This is a genomic window from Pontibacter aydingkolensis (assembly GCF_019443125.1).
In the GTDB taxonomy this organism is placed as follows: domain Bacteria; phylum Bacteroidota; class Bacteroidia; order Cytophagales; family Hymenobacteraceae; genus Pontibacter; species Pontibacter aydingkolensis.
This window is the reverse complement of the sequence record NZ_JAHYXK010000024.1, coordinates 13,841-40,246: the sequence shown is the minus strand read 5'-3', so window position 1 is coordinate 40,246 and position 26,406 is coordinate 13,841. Positions and strand designations below refer to the sequence as shown.

The following is a 26,406-nucleotide window of genomic DNA, read 5'->3' as shown; positions in this document are numbered from 1 at the left end:
TACTATGAAAAAAACATCCAGGATTTTACTGCTTGCTTTAGGGCTTGCCTGTTCAGCTGGTTTGTCCGATAGCTTTGCACAGCAGGCACCTTCTGATGGCACATGGTCTTTGCAAGAAGCTATAGCTTATGCTAAAGCGAACAATTTACAGATCAGGCGTAACTATCTAAACAGAGAACTTTCTAAAACAGACTTAAATCAATCAAAGTTTGAAAGGCTACCTTCCTTAAATGGTAGTTCGTCTTATAATTTTAACTTTGGTACTTACGTCGATCCAACTACCCAGGACCTGCGTTCAGAGAGTAGCCAGACAAACAGTTTTCAGTTAGGCGCTTCGTTACCCTTGTTCATGGGCTTTCAACGTGTGAACGCTATCAAGCAAAATGAATTGGATTTACAGGTAGCAGAACAGGAATATCTGTCAGCACAGAATGACATCACCATTCAGCTTACAACTTCTTTTCTGAACATACTTTTTGCTGAAGAACTAGTTAAACTGTCAACTCAAACAAGAGATCTGACGAATCAGCAGTTAGGCCGCACCAGGATTCTATTTAACGCTGGAAGCGTGGCAGAGAATGCAGTTCTTGACCTGGAGTCGCAGCTAGCTGCCGATGACCTTGATCTGATCAATGCAGAGAATCAGCGCGATTTATCAAAGCTGTCGCTGATGCAGTTGCTGAACCTGCCTGCTTCCAGGGATTTTCAAATAGAAGTCCCTGAAATTCCCGAGCCAGACCAGGATCCTGTTGTAGTTAGCAGTGAGCAGGTGTATGATGTTGCTGTTCAAACGCTTCCAGCCATACAAGCTGCAGATCTTCGCATATTAAGTGCTCAGAAAGGATTAGAGTTAGCCAGAGGAGGTTTTTATCCGCGCTTGTCCATGTTCGGAGGGTTAAACACATTTTATTCCAGTGCCCGTGATTTCCGTTTTCCTGAGCAAGGTTCATTAAGGCAAACGACCATAGGATTCTCAGATTCAGAAGGCACTGACCCTTTCATAATCTATACACCTACCACCACCTTCAGAAGAGAAACCTACGAATACATTGATCAATTAAAGGATGGTGTCGGAAAGAACTTCGGGTTTTCGCTGCAAGTGCCAATCTTTAACGGACTGCAGGCAAGAAGCAATGTAAGCAGAGCTAAATTACAGCAACAGGATGCCCAGATAAATGCTGATCTTGCACGCAATAATCTGCGCCAAACTATAGAACAGGCCTATTTAGATGCATTAGCAGCCCAAAGACGCTATAAAGCAGCAAAGGAACAGCTGCAGGCTTCAGAAAAAAACTACAAAAACGCTCAGCTGAGATTAAATAACGGTGTAATCAATACTGTAGACTTTAATATTATAGCCAATAACTTCAGAGCTGCACAATCTAACCTGCTTCAGGCTAAGTATGAGTTCACATTCAAACAAAAAGTATTAGACTTTTACCAAGGTAAAGACATTTCTTTCTAAACATTATGGCTAAGAAAAAATCAAAACTGATCCCGATACTCGTTGGAGTACTTGTTTTACTACTAGTTGGTATTCTTGTTGCAAAAAAGGCCGGCTGGATCGGTAAAGACGAAGGGACAGAAGTTGTTATAGCAGAGGCAAAAAAAACAGAGATAGTAGAGAAAGTTAGTGCCTCTGGTAAAATACAGCCGGAAACAGAAATTAAGATAAGCCCTGATGTATCAGGAGAGATAATTGAGCTGAATGTAGCAGAAGGAGACTCGGTAGTAAAAGGCCAGTTGCTTTTACGTATACGCCCCGATAATTACCAGTCTTTTGTGGATGCACAGCAGGCAAGCGTTAATTCGGCTAGAGCAAACATGGCCCAGACAAAAGCGCGCCTGGCACAGGCACAGGCTAACTTAACTCAAGCAAAGCAAAACTATGACCGAAATAAGGCACTGTTCGATCAGAAAGTGATATCGCAGGCAGAGTGGCAGCAGATATCAGCTTCTTACGAAGCTGCAAGGCAGGAGGTAGAGTCGCTGCGGCAGAGCGTCCGCGCCTCTGAATTCAACATTCAGAATGCTGTTGCCTCGCTAAAAGATGCCCGAGAAAACCTGAACAAGACCACCATTTTTGCACCGGTTAGTGGTATTGTTTCTAAACTAAATGTAGAGCGCGGTGAGCGTGTGGTAGGTACCTCTCAGATGGCTGGTACAGAAATTATGCGCATTGCTAACCTCAACAACATGGAGGTGCGTGTAAACGTGAATGAGAACGATATCATCCGGGTGGCTCTCGGCGACTCTGTAGTGGTGGAGGTTGACTCTTATACCAGCAAAGACGAAAAGTTTAAAGGCGTTGTTACTTCCATTGCCAATACAGCTAAGGATGCGGCATCGCTTGAAGCCGTAACAGAGTTTGAAGTTCGCATACGTTTACTCAATGAGTCTTACAGCCACTTGGCACAGCAGAACGCACGCCCTTTCCGTCCGGGTATGACGGCTTCTGTTGATATCATCACAGAGAGGAAATCAGGCGTTTTATCTGTACCTTTGTCGGCTGTTACAACACGCTCTAACGAAAAAGAAATGGGTTCTGAAGAGAAAGAGGAAGTAGAACAACCACAGAATACCGAAGAGCCGAAACAAAAAGCACCTGTAAAGGTAGAAGAAGTTGTTTTTGTGTATGACAAAGGAACAAATACTGTAAAAACTGTTAAAGTAAAAACTGGTATCAGCGACTTTGAAAACATTGAAATAATAAGTGGAATAAAAGCTGGTGAGGAAGTAGTAACAGGTCCGTTCAGAGCAGTATCTAACACATTAAAAGACGGGGCAAAAGTAGCTGTAAAAGATGCTTCTTCGCTTGATAAATCAGCCATAGCAGCTGAAACTAAAGAATAACACAGAAATACCAGATTTGGAAAAAATAGCCGTTTTAGGGGGAGGCAGCTGGGCATCAGCCCTTGTAAAGATCCTCTCTGAGAACAAATCGCAGATTCACTGGTGGATGCGTAACAAAAATGATGTACAGCATCTCATCAATTTTAAGCACAACCCACGTTATCTCAGCGGGGTTACATACGACCTTACATATGTAAAACCCTCTTCAGACATACAGTCTGTGGTGGCCGTTGCTGATTGGGTTATACTTGCCGTACCCGCCGCTTTTGTCCAGCAGGCTCTCTCAGACCTACCGGAAAATGCACTGGAAGGAAAAGTAGTAGTGTCGGCGGTCAAAGGTATGATACCAAAGGAGAATATCCTTATCTCTGATTACGTAGAGCGCGTGTATCATGTGCCGAATTCACACCAGCTTGTAGTTGCCGGCCCATGCCATGCTGAGGAAGTGGCGCTGGAAAAGCAGTCTTACCTGACAATCGGATCACATGATATGGTACAGGCAGAACGTTTCTGCGAACTATTGCGCAACCGTTATGTAAAAGCCAACCCACTCGACGACCTGGATGGTATTGAGTACTGCGCCGTCATGAAGAACATTATTGCTTTGGCTTGCGGCATTGCCCGTGGCCTTAATTACGGTGATAATTTTCAGGCTGTACTGGTATCAAACGCCATGTTTGAGATTGAGCGTTTCCTGGATGCCATGATGCCCATACACCGCGACCTGAGTGGCTCTGCTTATTTAGGAGACCTGCTGGTTACTGCCTATTCTCAGTTTAGCCGTAATCGCACGTTTGGTAATATGATAGGTCGTGGTTATACTGTTAAGTCGGCACAGGTAGAGATGAACATGGTGGCGGAAGGGTATTATGCGGTGCAAAGTATATTTGAACTGAATAAAAAGCTCGGTGTATCAATGCCAATTACAAATGCGGTATACCACATACTTTACGAGCGGATATCACCGGCCGTAGAGTTTGAAATATTAAAAGAGAAGTTTAAATAGGCTCTCACACCTTGAAAACAAAGGCACACAGCAAATATGTGTGCCTTTGTTTTTATACCAGATACTAGAGTTTTACCTGTTTCAGTACATCATCGCCCATCGCTCTGTACGCCGACATTACAGCAATAGAAGAGGAGAGTAGCACAAAGTACACAATACTGAAAGCGGCAAACTCAGAGTGGTAAAATGAGGTAAAGTTTTTAAAGTCCAGTAAAAAGATCGTTAGCCCTGACATCAAAGCTGCAATAACTCCTAAAACAAAAGCCCGATGCGCCGTGTGCGAAGGCAGCTGGTCGATCAGTGTCTGACTTTTTAGATGCCAGTGCAAAGGAAATATATGTTGTGCGCGTATCGAATTGCGTGTTGCTTTGGTAACCAGAAACGTTATCATGAAGCTGGAAAGCATACTGGCAGAAGTTAAGTAACTTGCTATACTCTGCGGCCCCCACAACGGGATGAGTTCATAATTGTACCATAACGTTTGGGCTATGGCCAGGTTTATAACAGCAGTTGCTACAGCAGATACCACACTCGAAATTAAGAGAAATCTATAGTTTAAACTGAGTGGCATAGTAGCAGCGTTTTGTACTATAAATTATACTTATTTTCTAAGCAGAAGGATATTTAATAATACTAACTGCCAGCAAAGCTGTAGAATAAACTCTGCTGAGTTAAAAATAAGCTTGTATAATCATTATTTACCAGCCCATAGAAATTCATAGTAGTAGTATGAAAAAGATGCACTTTCAGCAGATAGACGTACTTAAAGGTGTAGCCATACTTGCAGTTATCTCGCTTCATTCTGCTACCAAGCACGAACTTGTTCAAACGTATGCCATTTACCACATCTGGCAGGCCGTACCAGTATTTATGGTGTTAATGGGCCTAAACCTTGGCTTAGGCCTAAAACCTGGTTATGTAACTTTCAATGCTATATACAGCAGATCATATTTTACAAAAAAAGCCACCCGTATTTTGTTTCCCTTTCTGCTTATATTCATTATGTCTGTACTTTTGGGCATACTTTGGTTACAGCTGTTTAGCCAGGATGTAATGCAGTTTTCAAAGTATACTTTAATTGGCGTACTGCCGGTATCGGGTAAAGGCAATTACTTTATTACGCTTTTGCTGCAGTCTATTCTTGTGCTGCCACTGGTAGGCTACAGCTTTGTTAAAAGACCTGTACTTACCACTTTAGTCCTGGTCACACTTGAGCTGCTATTCCTGGTCATGAGTAAACATTATAACCTGTTCGAAAGCGAGGGCGGAGAATACGTTTACAGTGCTGCCTTACCACGTTATTTCTCGGCACTGGCTTATGGCCTATGGCTTTCAAAAGCAATAAAGCAGTCTTTTAAACCGGCAGTGCTAGCAGCCTTTCTTGCACCAGGCATTTTAAGTATAGTATACTTATACTTAATAATTTATGGGCCACTTCATATACCAGTTATTTATGCTACTTGGGATATGCAGAATGTGTTGGCATTTGGGTATGCAGCGCTGCTTATTTTGTTGTTTGTTTATCTTTTGCCGGGTTCATCCTATAATTTTACACTTAAGACTCTAGCCCAGTTAGGGCAGGCATCGTACCATATTTTCCTGGTGCAGGTTTTATACTTTGGCCTGACAACAGAGCATAGTAACCTGCTTTTAAACTTGGCTGTATGTGTAACGCTGGGTTATTTATTTTACAGGCTCGAAACACCTTTAAGTAAAAAGTATCTCAGCATTACCTGATCATACTTCATAAAGTAGAAACCAAAATAATTGAAAGAAATAAAAGTTCTTTGCGGCATAATCGAAAAAGATGGTTATGTGCTGATCACCCAGCGCAGCGCCTCCATGTCGCAGCCTTTGCTTTGGGAGTTTCCGGGTGGGAAATTAGAAGCAGGAGAAACGGAGAAGGCATGCTTGGTAAGAGAGATTCAGGAAGAGCTAAGTATAAATGTTAGCCCTGTGCAAAGGCTTGATCCGGCCCGTTATACTTACCCGGACAAAACGATAGACTTGATTCCATATACCTGCACTTATAACAGCGGTACCATACGTCTGCTTGAACACGCCACATATAAATGGGTAAAGCCTGTAGAACTAACGGCTTATGTCTGGTGTCCTGCCGATGTGCCCATTATACATACTTACCTGCAGCAACTGCAAGCCTGAGCGGTTATACTTTTACCAGGACTTTTATTGCCGTACCTTTGCCACTATGGAACTCCCGATCAGTTTTAAAGAGCGCATGCAGCGTTTGCTTGCAGATGAGTTTAGTAACTTTGAGGCAGCCTTTGCACAGCCTGCTTCAGTTAGTATCCGCGTAAACAGTAACAAGGCAACAGCTAACCCTGATCTGCCTAGGGTGCCTTGGGCTGAAAATGCCTATTACCTACCTGTACGCCCACAGTTTACGTTAGACCCTCTTTTGCATGCCGGATGCTACTACGTGCAGGAAGCAAGCTCTATGTTCCTGGAGCAGGCACTGAAACAAGCTGTAGATCTGTCGCAACCATTGCATGTACTGGACCTTTGTGGCGCCCCCGGGGGTAAATCAACACACCTGGCCAGCCTTATATCGGAAGAAAGTATGCTGGTGTCGAATGAGGTGATCAAAAGCCGTGCTAATATTCTGGCAGAGAATGTGGCTAAATGGGGAACCGGAAATGTACTGGTTACAAGCAGCGACCCAAGCAATTTCTCGAGACTGCCAGAATTTTTTGATGTGATGGTGGTAGATGCCCCTTGCAGCGGCGAAGGCATGTTCCGCAAAGACCCTCAGGCAATTAACGAATGGTCCGAAGAGAACGTGAAACTGTGCGCACAAAGGCAGCAGCGCATCCTTATGGACGTGTGGGAGGCGCTTAAACCCGGCGGTTTGCTAATCTACAGCACCTGCACCTGGAACGAACAGGAAAATGAGGAGAATATGGCCTGGCTGGCAGCGCAGGAGCAGGCTGAAAGTATAAAACTGGAACTGAACCAAAGTTGGGGCATTGTAGCCACAGAACTGAATGGCGTAGCAGGTTATCGTTTTTACCCGCACCGCATACAGGGCGAAGGCTTTTTTATGGCTGTGCTGCGCAAGCAGGGGCAGGAGGGCTTATCGCACAAATCATCCAAAAAGAAAAAGTATAAACTGCAGCCTGCCAGCAAAAAAGAGAAAGCACTGGTACAAGACTGGCTAAAGGATCCGGAGAAGTATGAATGGCTGCAGTATGGTGAAGTTGTTTCTGCCTTACCTGCTAATCTATTCGAAGCAGCCGATGAAGTATACCAGAACCTGCACGTAATATATGCAGGCACAGAAGTAGCTGAGGTAAAAGGTAAGAAACTGAAGCCCATGCACACCCTGGCAGTTTCGCAGCACCTGAACAAAGACGCCTTTACTACGATAGATCTGGACCTGGAACTGGCCCTTAAATATCTCCGCAAAGAAGACATCAGCCTGGATAGTAGCGGAAACGACTGGGTACTGCTACAGTACAATAATGTGCCACTCGGCTTTGCTAAGCAGATAGGCAACAGGGTTAACAACTACTATCCAAAAGAATGGCGCATCAGAATGGAATTACCCGCCGATCTACCGGAGGTGAATTTGGTTATTAGTTGATGGTTATTCGTTAATCGTTGATCGGAAAGTAAAGACGCAATACGTTGCGTTTTGCTAACTACAAGACAATATGTTTAATTCAAAGTCATTGGCCGCAAAAACAGAAATGCCGGAGCTACAAAGTATAGCTCCGGCATTTTCTTTTCAATGAATTTAATCAATTCCTGAGATCAAAAAATCAAGCAGAATCACCTAAATCCCCATTAATCTGTGGTTCAGACTACTCAACAAACAACACCAGGCCTTTAAGATATTCGCCTTCCGGGTGGAAAACAGAAATAGGGTGGTCTGCTGGTTGCGAAAGGTGATGCATGATCTTGATAGTACGGCCGGCGTCTATAGCAGCAGCCATTACCGTGTTATTAAACAAGTACTTGTCTACTACCTGTGAACAGGAGAAGGTGAAAAGTATACCGCCTGGCTTTATCTTTTTCATTGCCTCGGCATTTAGCCTTTTATAGCCCATCAAGGCATTGTGGCGTACGTTTTTACTTTTGGCAAAGGCAGGAGGGTCCAGCACGATTACATCATAGCGGTCGTCCTTTCCTTTCATGAAATCAAAGGTATCTATGGCAAAGGCTTCGTGGCGTTCAGGGGCCTGGCTTAGTTCACCATTCTTGATCGTCAGCTCAATCGCTTTTTTAGAAACATCAACAGAGTGTACTTCTTTGGCGCCTGCATTTAAGGCATAAACCGAGAAACCGCCCGTGTAGCAAAAAGTATTCAGTACCGATTTATCTTTTACATAACGGCCAAGCAACTCACGGTTCTCACGTTGGTCTATAAAGAAGCCTGTTTTCTGGCCGCTTTCCCAATCAATAAAGAATTCGTTCTCGTTCTCGGTTACCACCACGCCACCGTTAGACTGGCCAAACAAATATCCGTTTACAGGATTGATATCAGCTTTAGCCGGAAGGGATTCAGCACTTTTATCATACACTGCAATTAGTTTATCGCCATAAATTTCCTGAAGCGCTTTAGAGATGTGATCGCGTACGTTATACATACCCACAGTATGTGTTTGCACAACGGCTGTGTTCTTATAAAAGTCCACGATCAGGCCTGACACACCATCACCTTCAGCGTAAACTAAACGGTACACATCAGTGTGCGGATCATCTACTAATCCGAGTTTTTTACGGTAATCATAAGCCTGTTGTACTTTGCCCTTCCAGAAAGTATAATCCGGCTCTACTTGCTCAAAAGAGAAAATACGTACGGCAATAGAACCCGGTGCATAGTGGCCCATACCAAGGAACTCACGCTGGCTGGAGTATACTTCTACAATATCGCCCTCTGCAGGGTTACCATCCATTTTGCGGATAGCGCCAGAGAAAACCCAAGGGTGGAAACGTTTAAGAGAATGCTCCTTGCCCGGAGCCAGGTATAACTTTATAAAAGACATTTTGATTGCTGATTGTTAATTGATGATTGTTTTAATACTCCAATAGTATACTGGAAGCATAAACAGTGTGCAAAGGTAGTTAATTCAAAATTTGAGTGTGCTATTACAGTAGGATCAATCAACAATCAAATAGCCCAACTGCACCAGGTAAGTATAAAGCTTCTGCACCGGCAAGCCTACCACATTAAAGTATGATCCTTCTATGCGTTCAATCCCGATCATTCCAATCCACTCCTGAATACCGTAAGCGCCAGCTTTGTCGAAAGGCTTGTAGTGGTTTATGTAGAAGTCAATCTCAGCCAGGGTAAGTTCTTTAAAGTATACTTTGGTGATGTCGTGGAAAACAGTTTTGCCTTCCTTAGAAAGCAGACAAACACCTGTGATTACTTCATGGCAGGTACCGGATAAGGCACGTAGCATTTCGGCAGCCTCGTGGTGACTTTGCGGCTTATTCAGCACTTTATTACCCAGGCAAACTATGGTATCGGCGGTAATAACTACTTCATTCTCTATGTCACTTTTGTAAGCATCTGCTTTATGGGAAGCCAGATACTCAGCTATTTCAGCACGCTTTAAGTGCTGCGGAAACTCCTCATGCACCTCTTTCACGCGCACGCTATAATCCAGCCCAAGGCCAGTTAACAGTTCTTTGCGCCTCGGCGAGTTAGAGGCAAGCAGCAGGGGCCGTGATAAATTCATCTTCTTTAATTGATCCAAACAAGAAACCGCAGATAACCTTTGGGTAAAAGAAAGTAGACTTCTGAGGCATAATAGCACCACTATGGCACACGCGCTTCACCTGCTCCATCGATACCTCATTTGTGATAAGCGCCAGACGGGCAGCACCGGTATCTACTTTTCTGATGCAGGCTGTAAAGTTGCGTTCATAACTCAGGCCTGCCATGTCGCGTTGTTTCTCACGGAGCACCCTAAGCACTCTCTCGAAAATAAAGTAATGCATCACAGTAAGATCCAGGTCTTTTACCTCATCCGGAAACTTCCAGCTAATCTGGCTGTGCACTTCAGGCCTTAGCCTTAGTTTGTAGGAATTGCCGCTTAAGTATAAACCAAAGGCCCATTGCTTACCAATGATTACCTCATTCAGTTCGTAAGGGTCTTCCTTGGGTGTGATAACAAAGTATGCCTCCAGCTTTTGCAGAAACTCCTCATCCGACATATCTATCTGCTGCAACACCCTGTGTGTTGGTAATATGCGCAGGTCGTCGTGCTCAGAGTTGGTGAGGTACATCAGATGGTAATTGTATGCCTCATAGCCGGTATGCTCCGGGTTTAGCGAGGTCATTTTTTTGCGGTACTCCAGCGAACCTTCATAACGGTGGTGTCCATCAGCAAGTAAAATTTGCCGGTCTTCCAGCGTTCTCAGGAACAGTTCGATAACAGTATGGTCATGGATCACTGCCAGTACATCGCGTACTCCCTGGTAATCCTCAGTTTCGTACAGTGGCGATTTTATACTTTCGTCCATAAATGGCTCCAGTATAAATTCAGGGTCGGTGTAAAGACCATGGGTGGGGCTGGTGTTCAGCTCCGTTTTCTCGAGCAGTTCAATACGATCGTTAACAGCAGTAGGTATGGTGTTCTCGTGGCGTAGCAGTACCCGTTCACTCCAGTCATAAGCCTTTATATTGCAGATAAACCCCTTGCGGCAATACTCTTTATCGCTACCTGGTAAGCGGAAATACTGGTAGTATACATAAATACCCGGAAGCGGATCCTGTACTAATATTCCTTTGTCTTTCCAGTCTTGCAGCAGAACGGCAGCATCATCGGCAGGAGAGTCGCTGCGCGGAACTGATAAATGTATGCTATTGATGCTGTTGCGGTAGAGAGCCTCGCGCTGTTTTGCAGAAACCACATCGAAAAGGGGAGATGTCAGTTCTTCGATATTGTTATCAAGTAACTCGTTATAGCGCCAGGCTTTAAAGGGTAAAATCTCTGCCATAGGTTTGTTTTGTGTTAGAATGGGATTTTTGATCCGTTAATATCATGGTGCAAGCCGGTTTATTTGCCAGTTGTTGTTAACAAATTCGTAAACGACACGGTCATGCAGGCGGTTCGGACGTCCTTGCCAGAACTCTACATGCGTGGGTTTCAGCAGGTATCCTCCCCAGTGATCCGGTCTCGGTATAGTATCAGCATCTGCGAACTGTTCGGTATACTTTTGGTCTGCCTGCTGCAACTCTTCGCGGCTACTGACAACCTTGCTTTGCGGTGATGCCCATGCCCCGATCTGGCTTCCCTTAGGGCGACTTCGGAAGTATGCATCAGACACCTCGGCGGTTACCTGACTCACCCGGCCTTCTATCCGGACCTGTCTTTCCAGTGCTGGCCAAAAAAACGTAAAACTTGCGAACGGGTTCTGTTTTAATTCCTGACCTTTGCGGCTGTTATAATTCGTAAAAAACGTAAAACCCTGGTCATTAATCTCTTTCAAAAGAACTACGCGTGCAGATGGTTCCCCAGCTGCATTAACCGTAGACAACACAAACGCCGTAGGTTCATTAACTTCCGCATTAATAGCTTCGTCAAGCCAGGTATGGAACTGCACTATCGGGTTAGGTGCCACAGAAGCTTCGCTCAGAGCCTGTTTTGAATAGTTAGTTCGTATATCGGCAATGTTATGATTAAGTGCCATGGTTTATGAAGATTTTATCAAAAGTATAAAAATTATCTGCGACAAGTAAATAATTACTGGTTAGGATTACTTGTTAATTATACCCATCGCATTCCTAGTACAGTTAAGGGCAAATATTTCTTTGCAATGATACAATATTACTTTCTTTGCGTAAGAAGACATAAAACCTTACTTGTAAAGTAGCCGGTAAGTATAAAATACTTGAACTATCTGCTGCTAAACCTTTAAATATAAGGACGATATTAACCAATGGAAGAAACTGGTTTAACAAAGCCGCAAAACGGAAGCCTGCTGATCTCAGAGCCTTTTCTGGGTGACCCAAACTTTGAGCGTAGTGTTATACTTTTATGTAGTCACAACGAACAAGAAGGTACATTTGGCCTGGTGCTTAACCGTAAATCTGATCTAAAACTTTCTGATGTAATAGAAATATACAACGACTCTTTTGACGCTGAACTAGGCATAGGCGGACCGGTACAATACAATACCCTGCATTATATCCACAAGCTTTCAGAGTTGCCCCAAGCGATTAAACTAGGGGAGAACCTTTATTGGGGCGGAGACTTTGAAATGCTGCGTACCATGATTGGGTCTGGTATTGTATCAACATCTGATATAAAGTTTTTTTTAGGGTATTCAGGATGGACCCCAGGCCAGTTACAGGAAGAAATAGATAAAAATGTTTGGATAGTTAATAACAATGCTGCGAATAAATTATTTAATTTGGAGGCAGATAAGCTGTGGCGAAGTGTTTTGAGGCAAATGGGAGGCAAGTATAAAGTGCTTTCCAATTACCCCATGGACCCACGCTTAAATTAGTACGCTCTAACGTTATACTTATACAGAAGTAGCCATGACAACAGAAAACAGAAATGCTGACTCTACCGGTGCTGAGGCCAACAAGCCTGAGATTCAAAATGAAGGTACCCCGAAAAATGGTGATCAGGAGTCTCAAATGAACATTGTAGAACAGCGCCTGGCAGAAATAAATGCCGGTAAACAGGCTGCACAGCAACCAGAAGAGAATCCGGAAGTGCCCAAGGAAGAACAGCCTGAGATTCAGCCGGACCTTAAATCAACACAGGAGTCTGAGTCATCTGAAAGTATAACGGAAGCCTTTGCAGAGGCAAACAAAGATATAGTGGATGAAGCAACGCCAACCGAGGCTCCAGCAACAGCCTCGGAAGAGTCTACAGAAGAACAAGCATCAGCAGCGCCTCAGGTAGAGACAACTGAAAAAACAGAAGCTACCACAACGCAGCCTGAAGAACACCACGACGACGAGGAAGAGTTCGAGGACCATACAGATTATAGCCAGATGTCGCTGGATGAGTTGCGTCAGCATTTAACCTTAATACTCAAGAGTGCTGATGCAAACAAGCGCCACAGAACTATTATTGAGCTACATAAGCAGTACGATGCTAAATTTCAGGCAGAGCGTGCGGAAGCCCTGGATAAATTTAAGCAGGAGGGAGGCACCGAAGACGACTTCGACTACCATACTTCGCCTGAGCATCAGAACATGGAGGCATTATTTACCTCATACAGAGACTCCCGTTACAAGCAACGTCAGAACATGGAGGAGCAACGCCAGCGCAACCTCGAAAGAAAGCGCGAGTTGCTTACACAGTTACGTGCTTTGGTAGAGTCTGCTGAAACAAAGAACAGCACCGACGAAGTAAAAAAAATACAGAACGAGTGGAAGAGCCTGGGCCAGGTACCAGCCGGAAGCGCGCAGGAACTCTGGGACTCATACCATGCATTGCTGGACATCTTTTATAATAACCGAAGCATCTTTTTTGAGCTGAAAGAACTGGACCGAAAGCGTAACCTGGATGCTAAACTACAGTTGATCGATCGCGCAGAAGCATTATCTTCTGAAGAGTCTATAAACAAAGCCCTGCAAGAGCTACGCCACCTGCACGAAGAATGGAAAAGTATAGGCCCGGTACCCAACGATCAGCGCGATCCGATTTGGGACAGGTTTATACAGGCATCAGAAAAAGTGCACGAAAAGCGTCGCAATTACCAGGAAAACCGCCGTGAGATAGAAATGGCTAACCTGGATAAAAAGCGCAAGATCTTAGAGCGTTTACAAGCTTTTCAAGGATTTAACACCGACCGCATAAACGAGTGGCGCGATAAGACAGATGAGATCCAGAAGCTAAAAGAGGAGTGGGACGCGGCAGGTCTGGTGCCTAAAGAGCATGCCGAAGAAGTAAATAAAAACTTCTGGGGCAACTACAAAGCGTTTTTTCAGCATAAGAACCAGTTCTTTAAAGGATTGGATGAGCAGAAAATGCAAAACCTGCGCTTGAAGACAGAATTATGCGAGGAAGCTGAAAGCCTGAAGGAAAGCACTGACTGGAACAGCACGAAAGAAAAGCTGATACAGCTACAGAAAAAATGGAAAACCATTGGCCGTGTTCCGGATAAACACTCAGATAAGATATGGCAGCGCTTCAGAACCGCTTGTAATGAGTTCTTTGACAGAAAACAGACAAACGAACAGCAGAAATCGGCTGAGCAGGAAAAACTGTCTGCTGAAAAACTGGAGTTATGCGAAAGAATTGCAAGCAAACTGGCACAGCCTACTGCAACAGGCTCTCTGGAGGAATTTGAGCAATTTAAGCAGCAATGGGCAGATATGGACAGCACTACAAAACATTCCAGCCCGAAAGCGGAAGATAAATATATTGCCCTGATGGAGAAATACCTGGAGCGTGTACCTGAACTATCACTGGAAGAACGCACAGACAAGCTGGTAAAACTACAGGTAGACCGGATGAAGCACAGTCCGGATGCGGGCCAGAAACTACACCAGCGCGAAAACACAATTCGCCGTGAGATATCGCAGCTCCAGAACGACATTCAGACCCTGCGCACCAACATCGAGTTTTTTGCTCGTTCTAAAAATGCCGATAAGCTGCGCGTAGAGTACGAAGGACGCATTGCAGATGCTCAAAAACGAATTAGTATGCTGCAGCACCAGTTAGATGCTTATCGCAGTTAAGTTTTTAGACCTGACTTTCAAAATCTTATAAAAAGCGTTGCAAAAATTTTAGGCGAGTAGTTGCATCATATAAAACTTCGCTATACTTTTGCAACGCTTTAAAACACTAAAGCACACCAGATAGTAAGCCTCCATAGCTCAGCTGGTAGAGCAACTGACTTGTAATCAGTAGGTCGTTGGTTCGATTCCGACTGGGGGCTCACTTACAAAAAGCAACTGTTTGTACTTCTGCTGCTTTTTAAGTCAAACATAAAGTACAAGCCTCCTTAGCTCAGCTGGTAGAGCAACTGACTTGTAATCAGTAGGTCGCTGGTTCGATCCCGGCAGGGGGCTCATTAAGAGCAAAGCCTTCAGTAATCTGGAGGCTTTTTTCGTTTTACGCCATTCTGACTCCACTAACGCATACTTCACCTGATTATGTTTTATCTGGCAGAATGCTTTATTTAGCGCTTCGATACAAGACAGAACTATGCAACTGATAGAGGTAAACACACCCGAACTCGCCCAGGAGTTTTTGATGGTGCAGGTAAGAATGTATAAAAAAGACCCCAACTACATTCGGCCACTTAACAAAGACATCAACAATGTTTTTGATCCAAAGAAAAACAAACTGCTGCGCGACAGCGAGGCTGTTCGCTGGATACTAAAGGACGGAAACGGCAAATCCATTGGGCGTGTAGCAGCTTTTATAAACAAGAAAACAGCTAAAACATTTGAGCAGCCAACAGGTGGTATGGGTTTTTTTGACTGTATCAACAACCAGGAAGCTGCTAATATACTTTTCAATGCCTGCAAAAACTGGCTTCAGGAGCGTGGTATGGAAGCTATGGACGGCCCTATCAATTTTGGCGACCGCGATAAGTGGTGGGGACTGCTGATAGACGGCTTCTATCCCCCGAATTATGGCATGCACTATAATTTCCCGTACTACCAGCAACTGTTCGAAAACTATGGCTTTGGCTTATACTTTAATCAGTTTACCTATTATCGTAAAGTAGAAGACCCAATCCCAGAAAAATATAGGGAGAAGGCAGAGCGTATAGTATCCAATCCGGCCTATTCTTTCCGGCATATGGATAAAAAAGATTTGAAAAAGTATACCGAAGATTTCAGGACCGTTTACAACAAAGGCTGGGCAAAGCACGAAGGTGTAAAAGAAATGAGCGAAGCTCAGGCAGCCGGGGTTATGAATACCCTCAAACCAATAATTGACGAGCGCATTATATGGTTTGCCTATTACAACGAAGACCCGGTTGGTTTCTTCATCGCCATTCCGGAGTTAAATAAACTATTCCGGTACGTAGGCAACGGCGAAATGGACCTGTGGGGTAAGTTAAAGTTTATCTTTCATAAGTGGAGAGGCGCCTGCAAAACGATGTATGGTATCGTATTCGGTATTACACCAGAGCATCAAAGCAGGGGTGTTGAAGCGGCCATGATCGTAGAAGCTGGCAAATTCATACAGGGGAACCGGAGTATGCCTTACGTGGACCTGCAGATGAATTGGATAGGAGACTTTAATCCTAAAATGATGCACCTGATAGAGCATGTCGGAGGCCACATCTATAAAACGCACGCTACTTTCCGTTACCTTTTTGATAGAAACAAAGAGTTTACCCGAGCCAAAATCATACGTTAAAATAGTTCACTAGTGATTCAGTCTGGGCCAAACTGTGTTATTATTAATCAAATAGCAAAGCCTTTTAAAGTATTACTTTGTTACCACAGCAGACTCAAATTAAAATAAACATAAGTTTTGGCTGAAGGATTGTTTAAGTAAAAACCTACCAATACCGGTGCACCAACACTAACAGTTTCAAGTATGGATTCGTTGACACAAATAGTTTTAGGAGCTTCAGTAGGAGAGGTTATTGCAGGTAAAAAGCTAGGCAATAAAGCTATGATGTGGGGTGCTATAGCTGGCACTATACCCGACTTAGATGTGCTAGCCAACCCTTTGCTGGATATGGTGCAGCAATTAAGCTTCCATAGATCAATCACTCACTCTTTTTTGTTTGCGATTGTGATGTCGCCTGTACTTGGCTGGCTGCTGCAAAGGCTGTATAAAAAGTATGATGCAGGCACCTGGCGCTGGACATACCTATTCTTTTTTGGGTTTGTAACACATATCTTGCTGGATGCGTGTACTACCTGGGGTACTCAGTTGTTCTGGCCATTCAGCAACTATGGGGTTGCTTTTTACAACATCTTTGTAATAGACCCGCTTTATACGTTACCATTTCTTGGCTTTACTGTAGCTGCTGCTTTTTACAACAGGCTATCCTCAAAACGTCGAGTTTTAAATTACACCGGTTTAGCCATCAGTACTTCATACTTGCTATTATCCTTTGTTTTTAAAGGGAAAGCAAATACTGTATTCGAGCAAAACTTCTCGGAACAAAATATAAAGTATGACTCCTACATCAGCAAGCCAACCCCCCTGAATACTGTTTTCTGGTCTGTTACCGCAAAAACCGACGAGGGTTTTTACAATGGGTTTTATTCGTTAGCAGATGAAAGCAGTAATATTGAATTAGAGTATGAACCACAGCAGCAGGAGCTGATTAAACCTTACCTGGGACACCCTAAACTAACGCGCTTGCTGGAGCTTACAAAAGGGTATTATACTGTAGAAGAAGCCCCGGACAAAGGCATCTATATTAATGATCTCCGGTTTGGCAAGTTTGATGGCTGGCGAGAAGACGGCGGAGGGTATGTTTTTGTGTACCATGTATGGCAGGATGGTCCAGGGCAGCTTCAGTTTAAAGAAATAAATAACAGGCCTAAAATAGACAGTAATTACCTGACTGCGTATTGGAACAGGATCAAAGGCAACAAATAGGTCAATTAAGTGAACAGCTCTTCTTACTAGCTAAACTAAACAGGCGCTAACAAAGCGCCTGTTTAGTTTAGCTTATTAAAGTGTCTCGTAATAACTCAAGGCTTTTAACCAGCCTTTTTCGGTAGAGGTGTCTAATTTCTGTTTGTCTATATAAGCTTTCACCTCATTCTGTTTATCATTTACAACACTCAAAAGGCTTTTCTTATTTAGTTTTACTTTTTCTGCTTTTTTATTTTTATTTATAAAGTAGTATACATACTCGTTAACGATCTCATCGGATGTTCTCTCGGCGCTGTAAGCACCGGTAAAATCTGCTTTAATAAATCTCTTCACAGGCATTAAGACCAACTGCGACGAATTACCCTCGTGGAGCATTACACAAAACTGGGGAGCAAACTTGGGGTCTATTCCTGTAACATTTTCCAGCTTTTTAAAGACAAACCTTTGCGCGCTTGTAGAGTCCTTTAAAACAAAGCTATTAACCTGGTTTGCACTTATAACCTTCTCTTCACCTTTATCTGTACGGTATAAAAGATTATTGTCAATCACATTATACTTAACATCCAGGTTCTCAAAAATGGTTTTAGAGCTAATTACTAAATTTGCTTTGCTCCAGCCAGGCAGAAAGTATGGAGTTCCCTTAATACCAGTGTACCGGCTATCAAAAGCTTGTACAGCCTTTCCGTTGATATCATGGAGAGATGCTTGTTGTGCAAATAAAACCTGCGAGGCAAATGCACAAGGAATTAAAAAAAGTAGTCTTTTCATTAATAAGGGCTGTAGTTAAAATTTAAGGTTGTTTAGTAATGGTAGAATGCGTCACACTTATATTGGGTAAAACTGATTATAAACTTAGATTCTTAAGACTGAATATGCGATAGTAGCAAATAAAAAATTATAATATATAATTAAGTTGTAACATCTAATTTAAACTTTATACTTAGCCACTGCTATGTGGGATCAACAAAATTTGTTCATGATCCGATATATAATAACTTTACTAATTATAGATTATCATAAAAGCGATATAAATGGCACAAAACAGATGGTTGCTTACAGGCAAAAAAGCTGTAGTTACTGGAGGATCTAAAGGCATAGGAGAAGCCATAGTGGCAGAGTTCATAGCATTGGGCGCTGAAGTGCTGGCTGTGGCGCGTAAACCCGAAGACCTTGATAAGCTGCACCAGCAGCACCCTGAAAGACTAAGTACGCTGATCGCCGACGTAAGCACCACAGAAGGCCGTAGCAAAGTGCTGGAAGCTGTACAGGAGCTCTGGACGGATCTGGACATACTAGTAAACAACGTGGGAACAAACATACGCAAGCCCACAGCAGACTATACTTCCGAGGAGTATGACTTTGTGATGAACACCAACCTGAGATCCGCTTTTGACCTAAACAGACTGCTTTACCCCGAGCTTAAAAAATGCGGACAGGGTAATATCATACATGTAACCTCTGTGGCGGGACTAACCCACGTGCGCACCGGCAGCATATATGGCATGACCAAAGCAGCACTTACGCAGCTTACAAAAAACCTGGCAGCTGAATGGGCTCTGGATGGCATACGGGTAAATGCAGTCGCTCCCTGGTATATAAGCACACCACTTGCCCAAACCGTGCTAAAGAACAAAGACTACGCAGACGCTGTGATCGGCAGAACGCCCATGCAGCAGATTGGAAAACCGGAAGACGTATCGGCTGCAGTAGCATTTCTGTGTATGCCAGCTGCGGCTTATATTACCGGCCAAACTCTTGCCGTAGACGGAGGATTTACAGTTAACGGGTTTCAGCCTTAAGCAGCTTCTGACAGAGAGAAACTATAACCCAAAAAGCTGGTTTATTTAAGCTAAAATGCTTACTTTTGTATGATACGGATATAACAGCAGTTGCCATTTGGCGGCGCTTTTAAACCCTTTATACATGGCAACAACCAGACTGTTTCTTTTTCTTGGCATTGCTCTTATTTTCTCGCTTTTAACCTCTTGCAAAACCTGCCCGATATACACCTGCCATGTGCGCATGGTGCATGCGCACGGGGAGGAAGAATTCAGGGGGCAACCTCTCTGGAAAAAGCAAAACCCTAAAGTAGGAGAGAAACTCCCGAAGGCATCAAAGGAAAAAGCACCTTCCAGAACGAACAAAAGCAAAAATAAGAATTAAGCTATATAGGCCTTAACGGCTTTTTTGCTTAACTTGCCCTATCTAAAACAACGACATAATTAAATTATTTTAGACCTTAGACATGAACGAAGGCGAACGAATAATACCGATCAACATTGAAGATGAGATGCGCGGTGCGTATATCGACTACTCAATGTCTGTTATCATTTCCAGAGCCTTACCCGATGTTCGGGATGGACTTAAACCAGTGCACCGCCGTGTACTGTACGGAATGTCCGAACTGGGGGTATCGTACAACAAAGCTTATAAGAAATCTGCCAGGATAGTAGGAGAGGTGCTGGGTAAATACCACCCGCACGGTGACTCCTCTGTTTACGAAACAATGGTGCGTATGGCCCAGGAGTGGTCGCTGCGTTACCCGCTGGTAGACGGACAGGGTAACTACGGCTCTATAGACGGTGACTCACCGGCTGCCATGCGTTATACTGAGGCACGCCTCAAGCGTGTTGCCGACGAGCTGCTGAATGACCTGGACAAGAACACTGTTGATTTTGTACCTAACTTCGACGACTCTTTAAAAGAGCCGAGCGTAATGCCTGCCAAGCTGCCAAATCTTTTGGTAAACGGTACATCTGGTATCGCGGTAGGTATGGCCACCAACATGGCGCCGCACAACCTTACAGAGGTTGTAAATGGCATCGTAGCATATATAGACAACCGCGAGATCACCATTGCGGAACTAATGCATTACATAACTGCGCCAGACTTTCCGACAGGTGGTATCATTTACGGATATGATGGCGTAAAATCTGCTTTTGAAACAGGCCGTGGCCGCGTTTTAATGCGTGGCCGTGCCATTTTTGAGACAACCGCTACCGGTAAAGAGCAGATCATTGTAACAGAGATTCCATACATGGTTAACAAGGCCTCTCTAATAGAGAAAACGGCTGCGTTGATCAACGAGAAAAAAATAGAAGGTATCTCTGACTTGCGCGATGAGTCGGACCGCGATGGTTTGCGCATTGTGTACGACCTGAAGCGTGACGCGATACCAAATGTGGTATTGAACAACCTGTACAAGTATACAGCATTACAGTCTTCGTTTGGTGTTAACAACGTGGCGCTTGTAAAAGGCCGCCCAATGACGCTGAACCTGAAGGACATGATCCATCACTTTGTAGATCATCGCCATGAGGTAGTTGTCCGCAGAACGCAGTACGAACTGGAAGAGGCACAGAAGCGTGCCCACATCCTGGAAGGATTGCTTATCGCATTAGATAACCTGGACGAAGTAATCAGCCTGATCCGTTCGTCCCGTGACCCTGAGGTTGCCCGTAATGGTTTGATCGAGCGTTTCCAGTTAACTGAGATTCAGGCCCGTGCCATACTTGACATGCGTTTACATCGCCTTACCGGCCTTGAGCGTGACAAGATACAGCAGGAGTATGATGAGTTGATGAAACTGATCGATGATCTGAACGACATCCTGTCTAACGAAGAAAGAAGGATGCAGATCATTAAAGATGAACTCACCGAGATAAAAGACCGCTATGGCGACGCGCGTCGTACGAGCATAGAGGCCAGCACAGGCGATATTTCTTACGAAGACATGATACCGGAAGAGAACATGGTAATCACCATTTCTCACGAAGGCTATATCAAACGCACATCGCTAAGCGAATACCGCAGCCAGAGCCGTGGCGGTGTTGGGTCAAGAGGCGTGGCCGCATCTAAGGAAAGCGACTTTACAGAGCACTTGTTTATTGCCAGCACGCATCACCACATGCTGTTCTTTACAGAGTATGGTAAAGTGTTCTGGTTAAAAGTATACGAGATTCCGGAAGGAGGGAAGACCACCAAAGGCCGCGCAATACAGAACATTATCCAGATTGAGAAAGAGGATAAAGTACGTGCAGTATTAAACGTGCATGACCTTAAGAACCAGGATTTCGTACTGAACCACAACCTGGTATTCATTACAGAGAATGGAACTATAAAGAAAACTGTACTGGAGGCTTATTCCCGCCCGAGAACGAATGGTATCAACGCGATTACCATTAATGAAGGCGACAGATTGCTGGATGTACAGATGACCAATGGCAACAGCGAGATCATTATTGCGTTACAGTCTGGCAGAGCTATTCGCTTTAACGAGACACAGGTAAGACCAATGGGCAGAAATGCAGCCGGTGTACGCGCTGTAACGCTTGGCGGACCAAACGACAAAGTAGTTGGTATGGTTTGTGTACAGAATGAAAACACAGAACTATTGGTTGTTTCTGAAAACGGTTTTGGTAAACGCTCTATACTAGACGAGTACCGCATCACGAACCGAGGCGGTAAAGGTGTTAAAACCATGAACGTTACTGACAAAACCGGTAACCTGGTAGCTATAAAAGGAGTGGTGGATACAGATGATCTGATGATCATTAACCGTTCCGGTATTACTATTAGGTTGCGTGTATCTGATATCAGGGTAATTGGCCGTGCTACGCAGGGTGTGCGCCTGATAAAGATAAACGAAGGTGATCAGATATCTTCGGTGGCTAAAATTGAGATGGAGGATGAGGAAGAGATTGTGCTTGAACAGTCTGGAATTACTCCGGAAGACTCTTTGCAACCTGATACGATGATTGACCCGGAAACAACCGAAGAAGAGTAAACTGTACTTAAAGGGAATTTTATTTCATTTAATATTCGTTAAACAGACAAACAAACCATTTTCACAAACTAGTATGAAAAGAATACTTTTAACTGCCTTTGCCGCAGCAACCGTTACAGTTGCAAGCGCGCAGAACTCAGCTGTGAATAGTGCTATACTAAACCATAAGAATGGTGTATTAGACAAAGCACAAGCTGATATCGACAAGGCAATAACCCACAAAAAGACGCAGGATAAAGCTAAAACATGGTTTTATCGTGGCGTTATATACCAGGATATGATCGGCAACCCGATCTATGGCAAAATGGCGAACGACCAGACACTAGATATAGTATTGGAGTCTTTTGACAAAACATTAGCTATAGACGGCAAGAGCGGTGAATTCGGAAAACTGGTACCAGAGCGTAAGCAAATGCTTTATGGTCAAGTGTTAAACCAGGCAGTAGAGTTCCATAACAATCAGGAGTGGGACCAAGCCATCCAGAAGTATAAATTAGCTTCTGAAATAGAACCTACAGATACTACAGCTGTACTTTATGCTGCCTATGCTGCCACAGCTAAGCAGGATTACCCGCAGGCAATCTCTTTTTATGATAACCTGATTCAGATCGGCCATAAAACTGAAGATGTTTATAAAAACAAAGTACAGTTACAGCAAGCTACAGAAGCTAGCGACGAAGCAGTAATGAGCACGCTTTCTGCTGCACTTAAAGAGCACCCGAACAGTGTGTTTCTGATGCAGGAAGAGCTTAAGTATTACCTGAAAAACGATCGTGCTGATGAGGCAATGACTAAGTTGGAAAATGCTATTAAAGCAGATCCGAAAAATGCTAGCTTACATGCTGTATTAGGTAACCTACAGGAGCGTAAGAACAACCTGGAAGGTGCCACTGCCAGCTACAAGAAAGCCATTGAAATAGACCCGAACAACTTTGATGCTTACTATAACTTAGGCGTACTGGAGTACAATAAAGGTAGCGACATTAACAACAAGGCTGCTAAAATGGACTATGCAACTTACCAGAAAAGAGGTAAAGCACTAGAAGCTCAGGCTAAAAAGCATTACGAAGCTTCTTTGCCATACTTTGAGAAGGCACTTGAGGTACAGCCAAACGACCAAGGTACAATTTCTACACTGGTTAAAGTACATACGCGCTTAGGCAATAAGGCACAAGCTGATAAGTATTCTAAGCACTTGAATCAGTAATTTAAAATACTTTACTTAAAAAGGAGGATCAGAAATGTTCCTCCTTTTTTTATGCCACAATCCTATTATGTTAAGTATAAATATTTTTTTATACTTTCTTTGCTACCAAAACAAGAGTAAGAAAACATCAGGATCAACAGAAGAAGTGCAGCAGGTCCAAAATTGATCTTGAAAAATAGACCATGAAAAAATTCACTTAACACACTTATAATAAGGTGGATTAAATATTATAATTTAACCCAAGGAACAGTCTAATATTTTGTAGGCTGTGTATTTAAAATCTCAAAGCAAACATAAAAGGCGCCAGACAATAAAAGAAAACACTAACAAGCTTCAAAGTATAAATAGAGGCAGAGCAACAAAGGTAAAGTAGACAGGGCTGTGATAAGTAGGTATAAGAAGATGCGACACATTTATAAGACATTACAGCTATATACTTATACTACTTAACATAATATAAATTATAAGACTTATAATATACGATGTAATACATCTATTAAAGTGTCACTCATAATATACTTTATGTTAAGTACAGCAGAAACTCATACTTAGCATTGCTATTAGCTGTTGCAGTTATCTATAATTGTATAAATGAAAAAGCCTCCGTTAATACAGAGGCTTTCTTGTTTATCGAGATTTATGCCAGGTATTGTGCCGTCAGGTTATGGATTGGATCTAGTATAAATGCATAATCGTCGTTACGTCCGGTAAGCCAGCCAACAGCGGCAATTGCCAAGGCAGTTACAAGTGCAATTATCAAGGCTGGTAAAAAGCCATCAACTTTAAAGTTCTTAACCAGTTTATCTACCAACTTAATCATTAGTGCGGTAACAATTAAACTTACGATAGCTTCCAGCAGGAAAAATGAAACGAGATTGAATATGCCTCTTAATATCCAGCCAAGTGTGGCATTAACGATAGCAATCAGGAAAGCTACCCAAAGTGCAGTCGTAAAACTTTTAACATGCACACTCGACATGGCATATGAAAGTATAAGTATGACTGTTGCGGTCACTAACAGGTTAATTATGAAGTCCATAGTTCTATAGTTTTGTGGTTGTACTTTTAGACTTCATACTACGTTGGAATGCTGATTTTTGGTTGAATTGAGTGATTATTTCATGTATTCGGCTTTTAGTCTGTCTTTATAAATCGCCTCAAATTTCTGCACTTTTGGTTTGGCCACTGATACCACATACGGGTCTGAAGGATTGCGACGGTAATAATCCTGATGGTACTCTTCTGCAACCCAAAACTTCTCTAGCAGCTGCACATAGGTTACAATCTTGTTTTTATACTTTCCGGAAGTAGTAAGTTGTTGGATATGATCCCCGATGATTTCTTTCTCCTGAGGCGTTCGGTAAAATGCAACAGACCTGTACTGCTCCCCTACATCCGGCCCCTGCCTGTTTAAAGTAGTTGGATCGTGCGTTGCAAAAAATACTTCTACCAGTGTTTCAAAACTTATACTATCAGGATGATAATATACTTGTACTGCCTCTGCATAATCCGTTCTGCCAGCACTTACTGCTACATAAGTTGGATTGGGTAATGTGCCTCCAGCATACCCCGAAACTACAGCCTCCACTCCTTTCAGGCGTTCAAAGTAAGCTTCAGTGCACCAGAAACAACCTCCTGCAAAAGTTGCCTTAGCCAATCCTGTCGTATCTGCCGGTGTTATACTATCAGATTCAGTTGCTCCCGTAACAGCCTGATCCGCAGATGGTGAAGTACAGGAGTTAAGTAAAAGTATAAGCGGTAATAAAGTATAAAAAAGTATAGCCATGGTTTCTTAAAGTATGATAAAGTATACGAATACAGGTAGTCCTCGGATTTTTAGAGGTATTGCCCCTTGTCTATTCAGCTTACATTTTAATAGTCCAGCGTGTGCTTTCTATCAGAGATCACCTTATCAAAGTCCCAGACTACTTTTTCTTCGAATGCATGCTGCCGCACCTGGCAATTATCTTTTGAGCAAATTAGGCACGATGGTGCTATGCATGGGTCGGTGTGAATAAACAGCTCGATGCCACGATCAACCTTATCTCTTATTAGTCTACCAACTGCTTCTACTTCATCATGGGCCTCTAACACATTCAGGTACCATGGCACAGTTAAATGACAGTCGATGTGCAGCGTTGATCCATATTTAATTACGCGCAGGTTATGAATATCTATCCAGTTTTCGTGTCTATTGTCGTTTAACACCTGCACAATACGCTGCAATAGTTCATAGTCAGCTTCATCCATAATACCGGCAATGGCAGAGCGTAAGATCCTGTAGCCAGTAAATCCGATCATGATTCCGAAAATGATAGCTACCACACTGTCCAGCCATACTAAGCCAGTAAGGTAGATCAGTAGTAAGCCAATAAGTATACCCGCTGTAGAATAGGCATCTGTTTTAAGGTGCTTCCCTCCTGCTACCAGTACCAGCGACCTGTTTCTGTTGCCGCGTCTCTCGGTCATGGCCCCTACCACATAATTTATAACACCGGCACCGGCTGTAAGTATAATTCCTATATCAAGCTGACTCAGTACATGAGGGTTAAACAGGTTGTAAACGGATTTGACTATTATAGCACCGCCGGCCACTACAATAAGAGAACCTTCAAGGGTAGCGGCTACAAACTCTATTTTACCATGACCATAGGGGTGATTCAAATCCTTTGGCTGAGAAGTAAGGATAAGGCTATACAAAGAAAATGCCCCCGCTACCACATTTATGATAGATTCAAGAGCGTCTGTAAGTATGGCATTCGAGTTGGTAAGAAAATAGGCCACAAATTTGGCTATGAGCAGCAATACGCCCACCAGCACCACAAGGACCTGGAGTCTTATATTTTCGCTATAGTTGTTATTTTTATTGTTTACCAACCTGGCTTGCATATAGGGATATATAACGCGTCAGCAACTGTTAAAGCTGAGACTAAATTCAAAACCTGGAAAAATCTTACTGTCTTTTATAAACAGGAAGATAGTCAAAACAAGTAACAAGGATGAATAAGGAAGACAAACCATAGGTATAAACCTG

At 43.3% G+C, this 26,406-nt stretch carries 23 protein-coding genes and 2 tRNA genes; 16 read left to right on the top strand and 9 right to left on the bottom strand.

Going from position 1 to position 26,406, the window contains the following annotated elements; genetic code table 11:
• Positions 1–4 precede the first annotated feature (4 nt).
• The 3 genes from K0O23_RS18250 to K0O23_RS18240 are packed head-to-tail and all read left to right on the top strand — an operon-like array spanning position 5 to position 3,859.
• Complete coding sequence (locus K0O23_RS18250) at positions 5–1,465, top strand: TolC family protein (RefSeq protein WP_219878892.1); 1,461 nt, start codon at positions 5–7, stop codon at positions 1,463–1,465.
• A gap of 5 nt (positions 1,466–1,470) precedes the next feature.
• The gene (locus K0O23_RS18245) at positions 1,471–2,853 is read left to right on the top strand and encodes an efflux RND transporter periplasmic adaptor subunit (RefSeq protein WP_219878891.1); all 1,383 of its coding nucleotides are present in this window, start codon (positions 1,471–1,473) and stop codon (positions 2,851–2,853) included.
• Positions 2,854–2,869: 16 nt separating this feature from the next.
• Entirely contained in the window at positions 2,870–3,859 is a 990-nt protein-coding gene (locus tag K0O23_RS18240; protein WP_219878890.1) for an NAD(P)H-dependent glycerol-3-phosphate dehydrogenase, read from the top strand.
• Positions 3,860–3,923: 64 nt separating this feature from the next.
• Here K0O23_RS18240 and K0O23_RS18235 read toward each other — a convergent pair whose 3' ends face one another.
• Positions 3,924–4,430: a hypothetical protein gene (locus K0O23_RS18235; RefSeq protein ID WP_219878889.1), complete on the bottom strand. Its 507-nt coding sequence runs from the start codon at positions 4,428–4,430 to the stop codon at positions 3,924–3,926.
• Positions 4,431–4,588: 158 nt separating this feature from the next.
• Between K0O23_RS18235 and K0O23_RS18230 the strand changes: the two genes are divergently transcribed.
• The 3 genes from K0O23_RS18230 to K0O23_RS18220 are packed head-to-tail and all read left to right on the top strand — an operon-like array spanning position 4,589 to position 7,463.
• Entirely contained in the window at positions 4,589–5,596 is a 1,008-nt protein-coding gene (locus K0O23_RS18230) for an acyltransferase family protein (protein ID WP_246597200.1), read from the top strand.
• A gap of 30 nt (positions 5,597–5,626) precedes the next feature.
• Complete coding sequence (locus K0O23_RS18225; protein WP_246597199.1) at positions 5,627–6,022, top strand: (deoxy)nucleoside triphosphate pyrophosphohydrolase; 396 nt, start codon at positions 5,627–5,629, stop codon at positions 6,020–6,022.
• A 46-nt stretch (positions 6,023–6,068) separates the two neighbouring features.
• A complete protein-coding gene (locus tag K0O23_RS18220) occupies positions 6,069–7,463 on the top strand; it encodes a methyltransferase RsmF C-terminal domain-like protein (RefSeq protein WP_219878888.1) in 1,395 nt (464 codons plus the stop codon).
• A 220-nt stretch (positions 7,464–7,683) separates the two neighbouring features.
• Here K0O23_RS18220 and K0O23_RS18215 read toward each other — a convergent pair whose 3' ends face one another.
• From K0O23_RS18215 to pdxH, 4 genes are all read right to left on the bottom strand, one after another.
• On the bottom strand, positions 7,684–8,868 hold the full coding sequence (locus K0O23_RS18215; protein WP_219878887.1) for a class I SAM-dependent rRNA methyltransferase: 1,185 nt from the start codon (positions 8,866–8,868) through the stop codon (positions 7,684–7,686).
• A 114-nt stretch (positions 8,869–8,982) separates the two neighbouring features.
• Positions 8,983–9,567: a Maf family nucleotide pyrophosphatase gene (locus tag K0O23_RS18210; RefSeq protein ID WP_219878886.1), complete on the bottom strand. Its 585-nt coding sequence runs from the start codon at positions 9,565–9,567 to the stop codon at positions 8,983–8,985.
• Entirely contained in the window at positions 9,533–10,831 is a 1,299-nt protein-coding gene (locus tag K0O23_RS18205; RefSeq protein WP_219878885.1) for a DUF1015 domain-containing protein, read from the bottom strand. Before K0O23_RS18205 ends, K0O23_RS18210 begins: the two co-directional genes overlap by 35 nt.
• 42 nt (positions 10,832–10,873) lie before the next feature.
• A complete protein-coding gene (gene pdxH, locus K0O23_RS18200) occupies positions 10,874–11,524 on the bottom strand; it encodes a pyridoxamine 5'-phosphate oxidase (RefSeq protein ID WP_219878884.1) in 651 nt (216 codons plus the stop codon).
• A 249-nt stretch (positions 11,525–11,773) separates the two neighbouring features.
• Here pdxH and K0O23_RS18195 point away from each other — a divergent pair, with 249 nt between their 5' ends.
• The 6 genes from K0O23_RS18195 (at position 11,774) to K0O23_RS18170 (ending at position 17,379) form a co-directional block, all read left to right on the top strand.
• Complete coding sequence (locus K0O23_RS18195; RefSeq protein ID WP_219878883.1) at positions 11,774–12,343, top strand: YqgE/AlgH family protein; 570 nt, start codon at positions 11,774–11,776, stop codon at positions 12,341–12,343.
• Between the two features lie 34 nt (positions 12,344–12,377).
• The gene (locus tag K0O23_RS18190) at positions 12,378–14,537 is read left to right on the top strand and encodes a DUF349 domain-containing protein (protein ID WP_219878882.1); all 2,160 of its coding nucleotides are present in this window, start codon (positions 12,378–12,380) and stop codon (positions 14,535–14,537) included.
• Between the two features lie 127 nt (positions 14,538–14,664).
• Positions 14,665–14,737, top strand: a tRNA-Thr gene (locus K0O23_RS18185).
• Positions 14,738–14,797: 60 nt separating this feature from the next.
• A tRNA-Thr gene (locus tag K0O23_RS18180) sits at positions 14,798–14,870 on the top strand.
• A 136-nt stretch (positions 14,871–15,006) separates the two neighbouring features.
• Positions 15,007–16,176 (top strand): hypothetical protein, encoded by a 1,170-nt coding sequence (locus K0O23_RS18175; protein ID WP_219878881.1) that lies wholly within the window; start codon positions 15,007–15,009, stop codon positions 16,174–16,176.
• A gap of 183 nt (positions 16,177–16,359) precedes the next feature.
• Positions 16,360–17,379, top strand: coding sequence for a metal-dependent hydrolase (locus tag K0O23_RS18170; protein WP_219878880.1), 1,020 nt, complete (start codon positions 16,360–16,362; stop codon positions 17,377–17,379).
• A 75-nt stretch (positions 17,380–17,454) separates the two neighbouring features.
• On the opposite strand, the gene K0O23_RS18165 is transcribed toward K0O23_RS18170, so the two are convergent.
• On the bottom strand, positions 17,455–18,147 hold the full coding sequence (locus tag K0O23_RS18165; protein ID WP_219878879.1) for a hypothetical protein: 693 nt from the start codon (positions 18,145–18,147) through the stop codon (positions 17,455–17,457).
• Positions 18,148–18,410: 263 nt separating this feature from the next.
• On the opposite strand from K0O23_RS18165, the gene K0O23_RS18160 reads away from it, so the two are divergent.
• From K0O23_RS18160 to K0O23_RS18145, 4 genes are all read left to right on the top strand, one after another.
• On the top strand, positions 18,411–19,178 hold the full coding sequence (locus tag K0O23_RS18160) for an SDR family oxidoreductase (protein ID WP_219878878.1): 768 nt from the start codon (positions 18,411–18,413) through the stop codon (positions 19,176–19,178).
• A gap of 124 nt (positions 19,179–19,302) precedes the next feature.
• Entirely contained in the window at positions 19,303–19,542 is a 240-nt protein-coding gene (locus K0O23_RS18155; protein ID WP_219878877.1) for a hypothetical protein, read from the top strand.
• A gap of 82 nt (positions 19,543–19,624) precedes the next feature.
• Complete coding sequence (gene gyrA, locus K0O23_RS18150; RefSeq protein WP_219878876.1) at positions 19,625–22,165, top strand: DNA gyrase subunit A; 2,541 nt, start codon at positions 19,625–19,627, stop codon at positions 22,163–22,165.
• A 73-nt stretch (positions 22,166–22,238) separates the two neighbouring features.
• Positions 22,239–23,372, top strand: a complete 1,134-nt coding sequence (locus K0O23_RS18145; protein WP_219878875.1) for a tetratricopeptide repeat protein — start codon at positions 22,239–22,241, stop codon at positions 23,370–23,372.
• A gap of 637 nt (positions 23,373–24,009) precedes the next feature.
• Here the strand turns inward: K0O23_RS18145 and K0O23_RS18140 are convergent.
• The 3 genes from K0O23_RS18140 to K0O23_RS18130 form a co-directional block, all read right to left on the bottom strand.
• Positions 24,010–24,411, bottom strand: a complete 402-nt coding sequence (locus K0O23_RS18140) for a phage holin family protein (RefSeq protein WP_219878874.1) — start codon at positions 24,409–24,411, stop codon at positions 24,010–24,012.
• A 75-nt stretch (positions 24,412–24,486) separates the two neighbouring features.
• Positions 24,487–25,158: a peptide-methionine (S)-S-oxide reductase MsrA gene (gene msrA, locus K0O23_RS18135; protein ID WP_219878873.1), complete on the bottom strand. Its 672-nt coding sequence runs from the start codon at positions 25,156–25,158 to the stop codon at positions 24,487–24,489.
• A gap of 86 nt (positions 25,159–25,244) precedes the next feature.
• Complete coding sequence (locus K0O23_RS18130; RefSeq protein ID WP_219878872.1) at positions 25,245–26,261, bottom strand: cation diffusion facilitator family transporter; 1,017 nt, start codon at positions 26,259–26,261, stop codon at positions 25,245–25,247.
• Between the last annotated feature and the right edge of the window lie 145 nt (positions 26,262–26,406).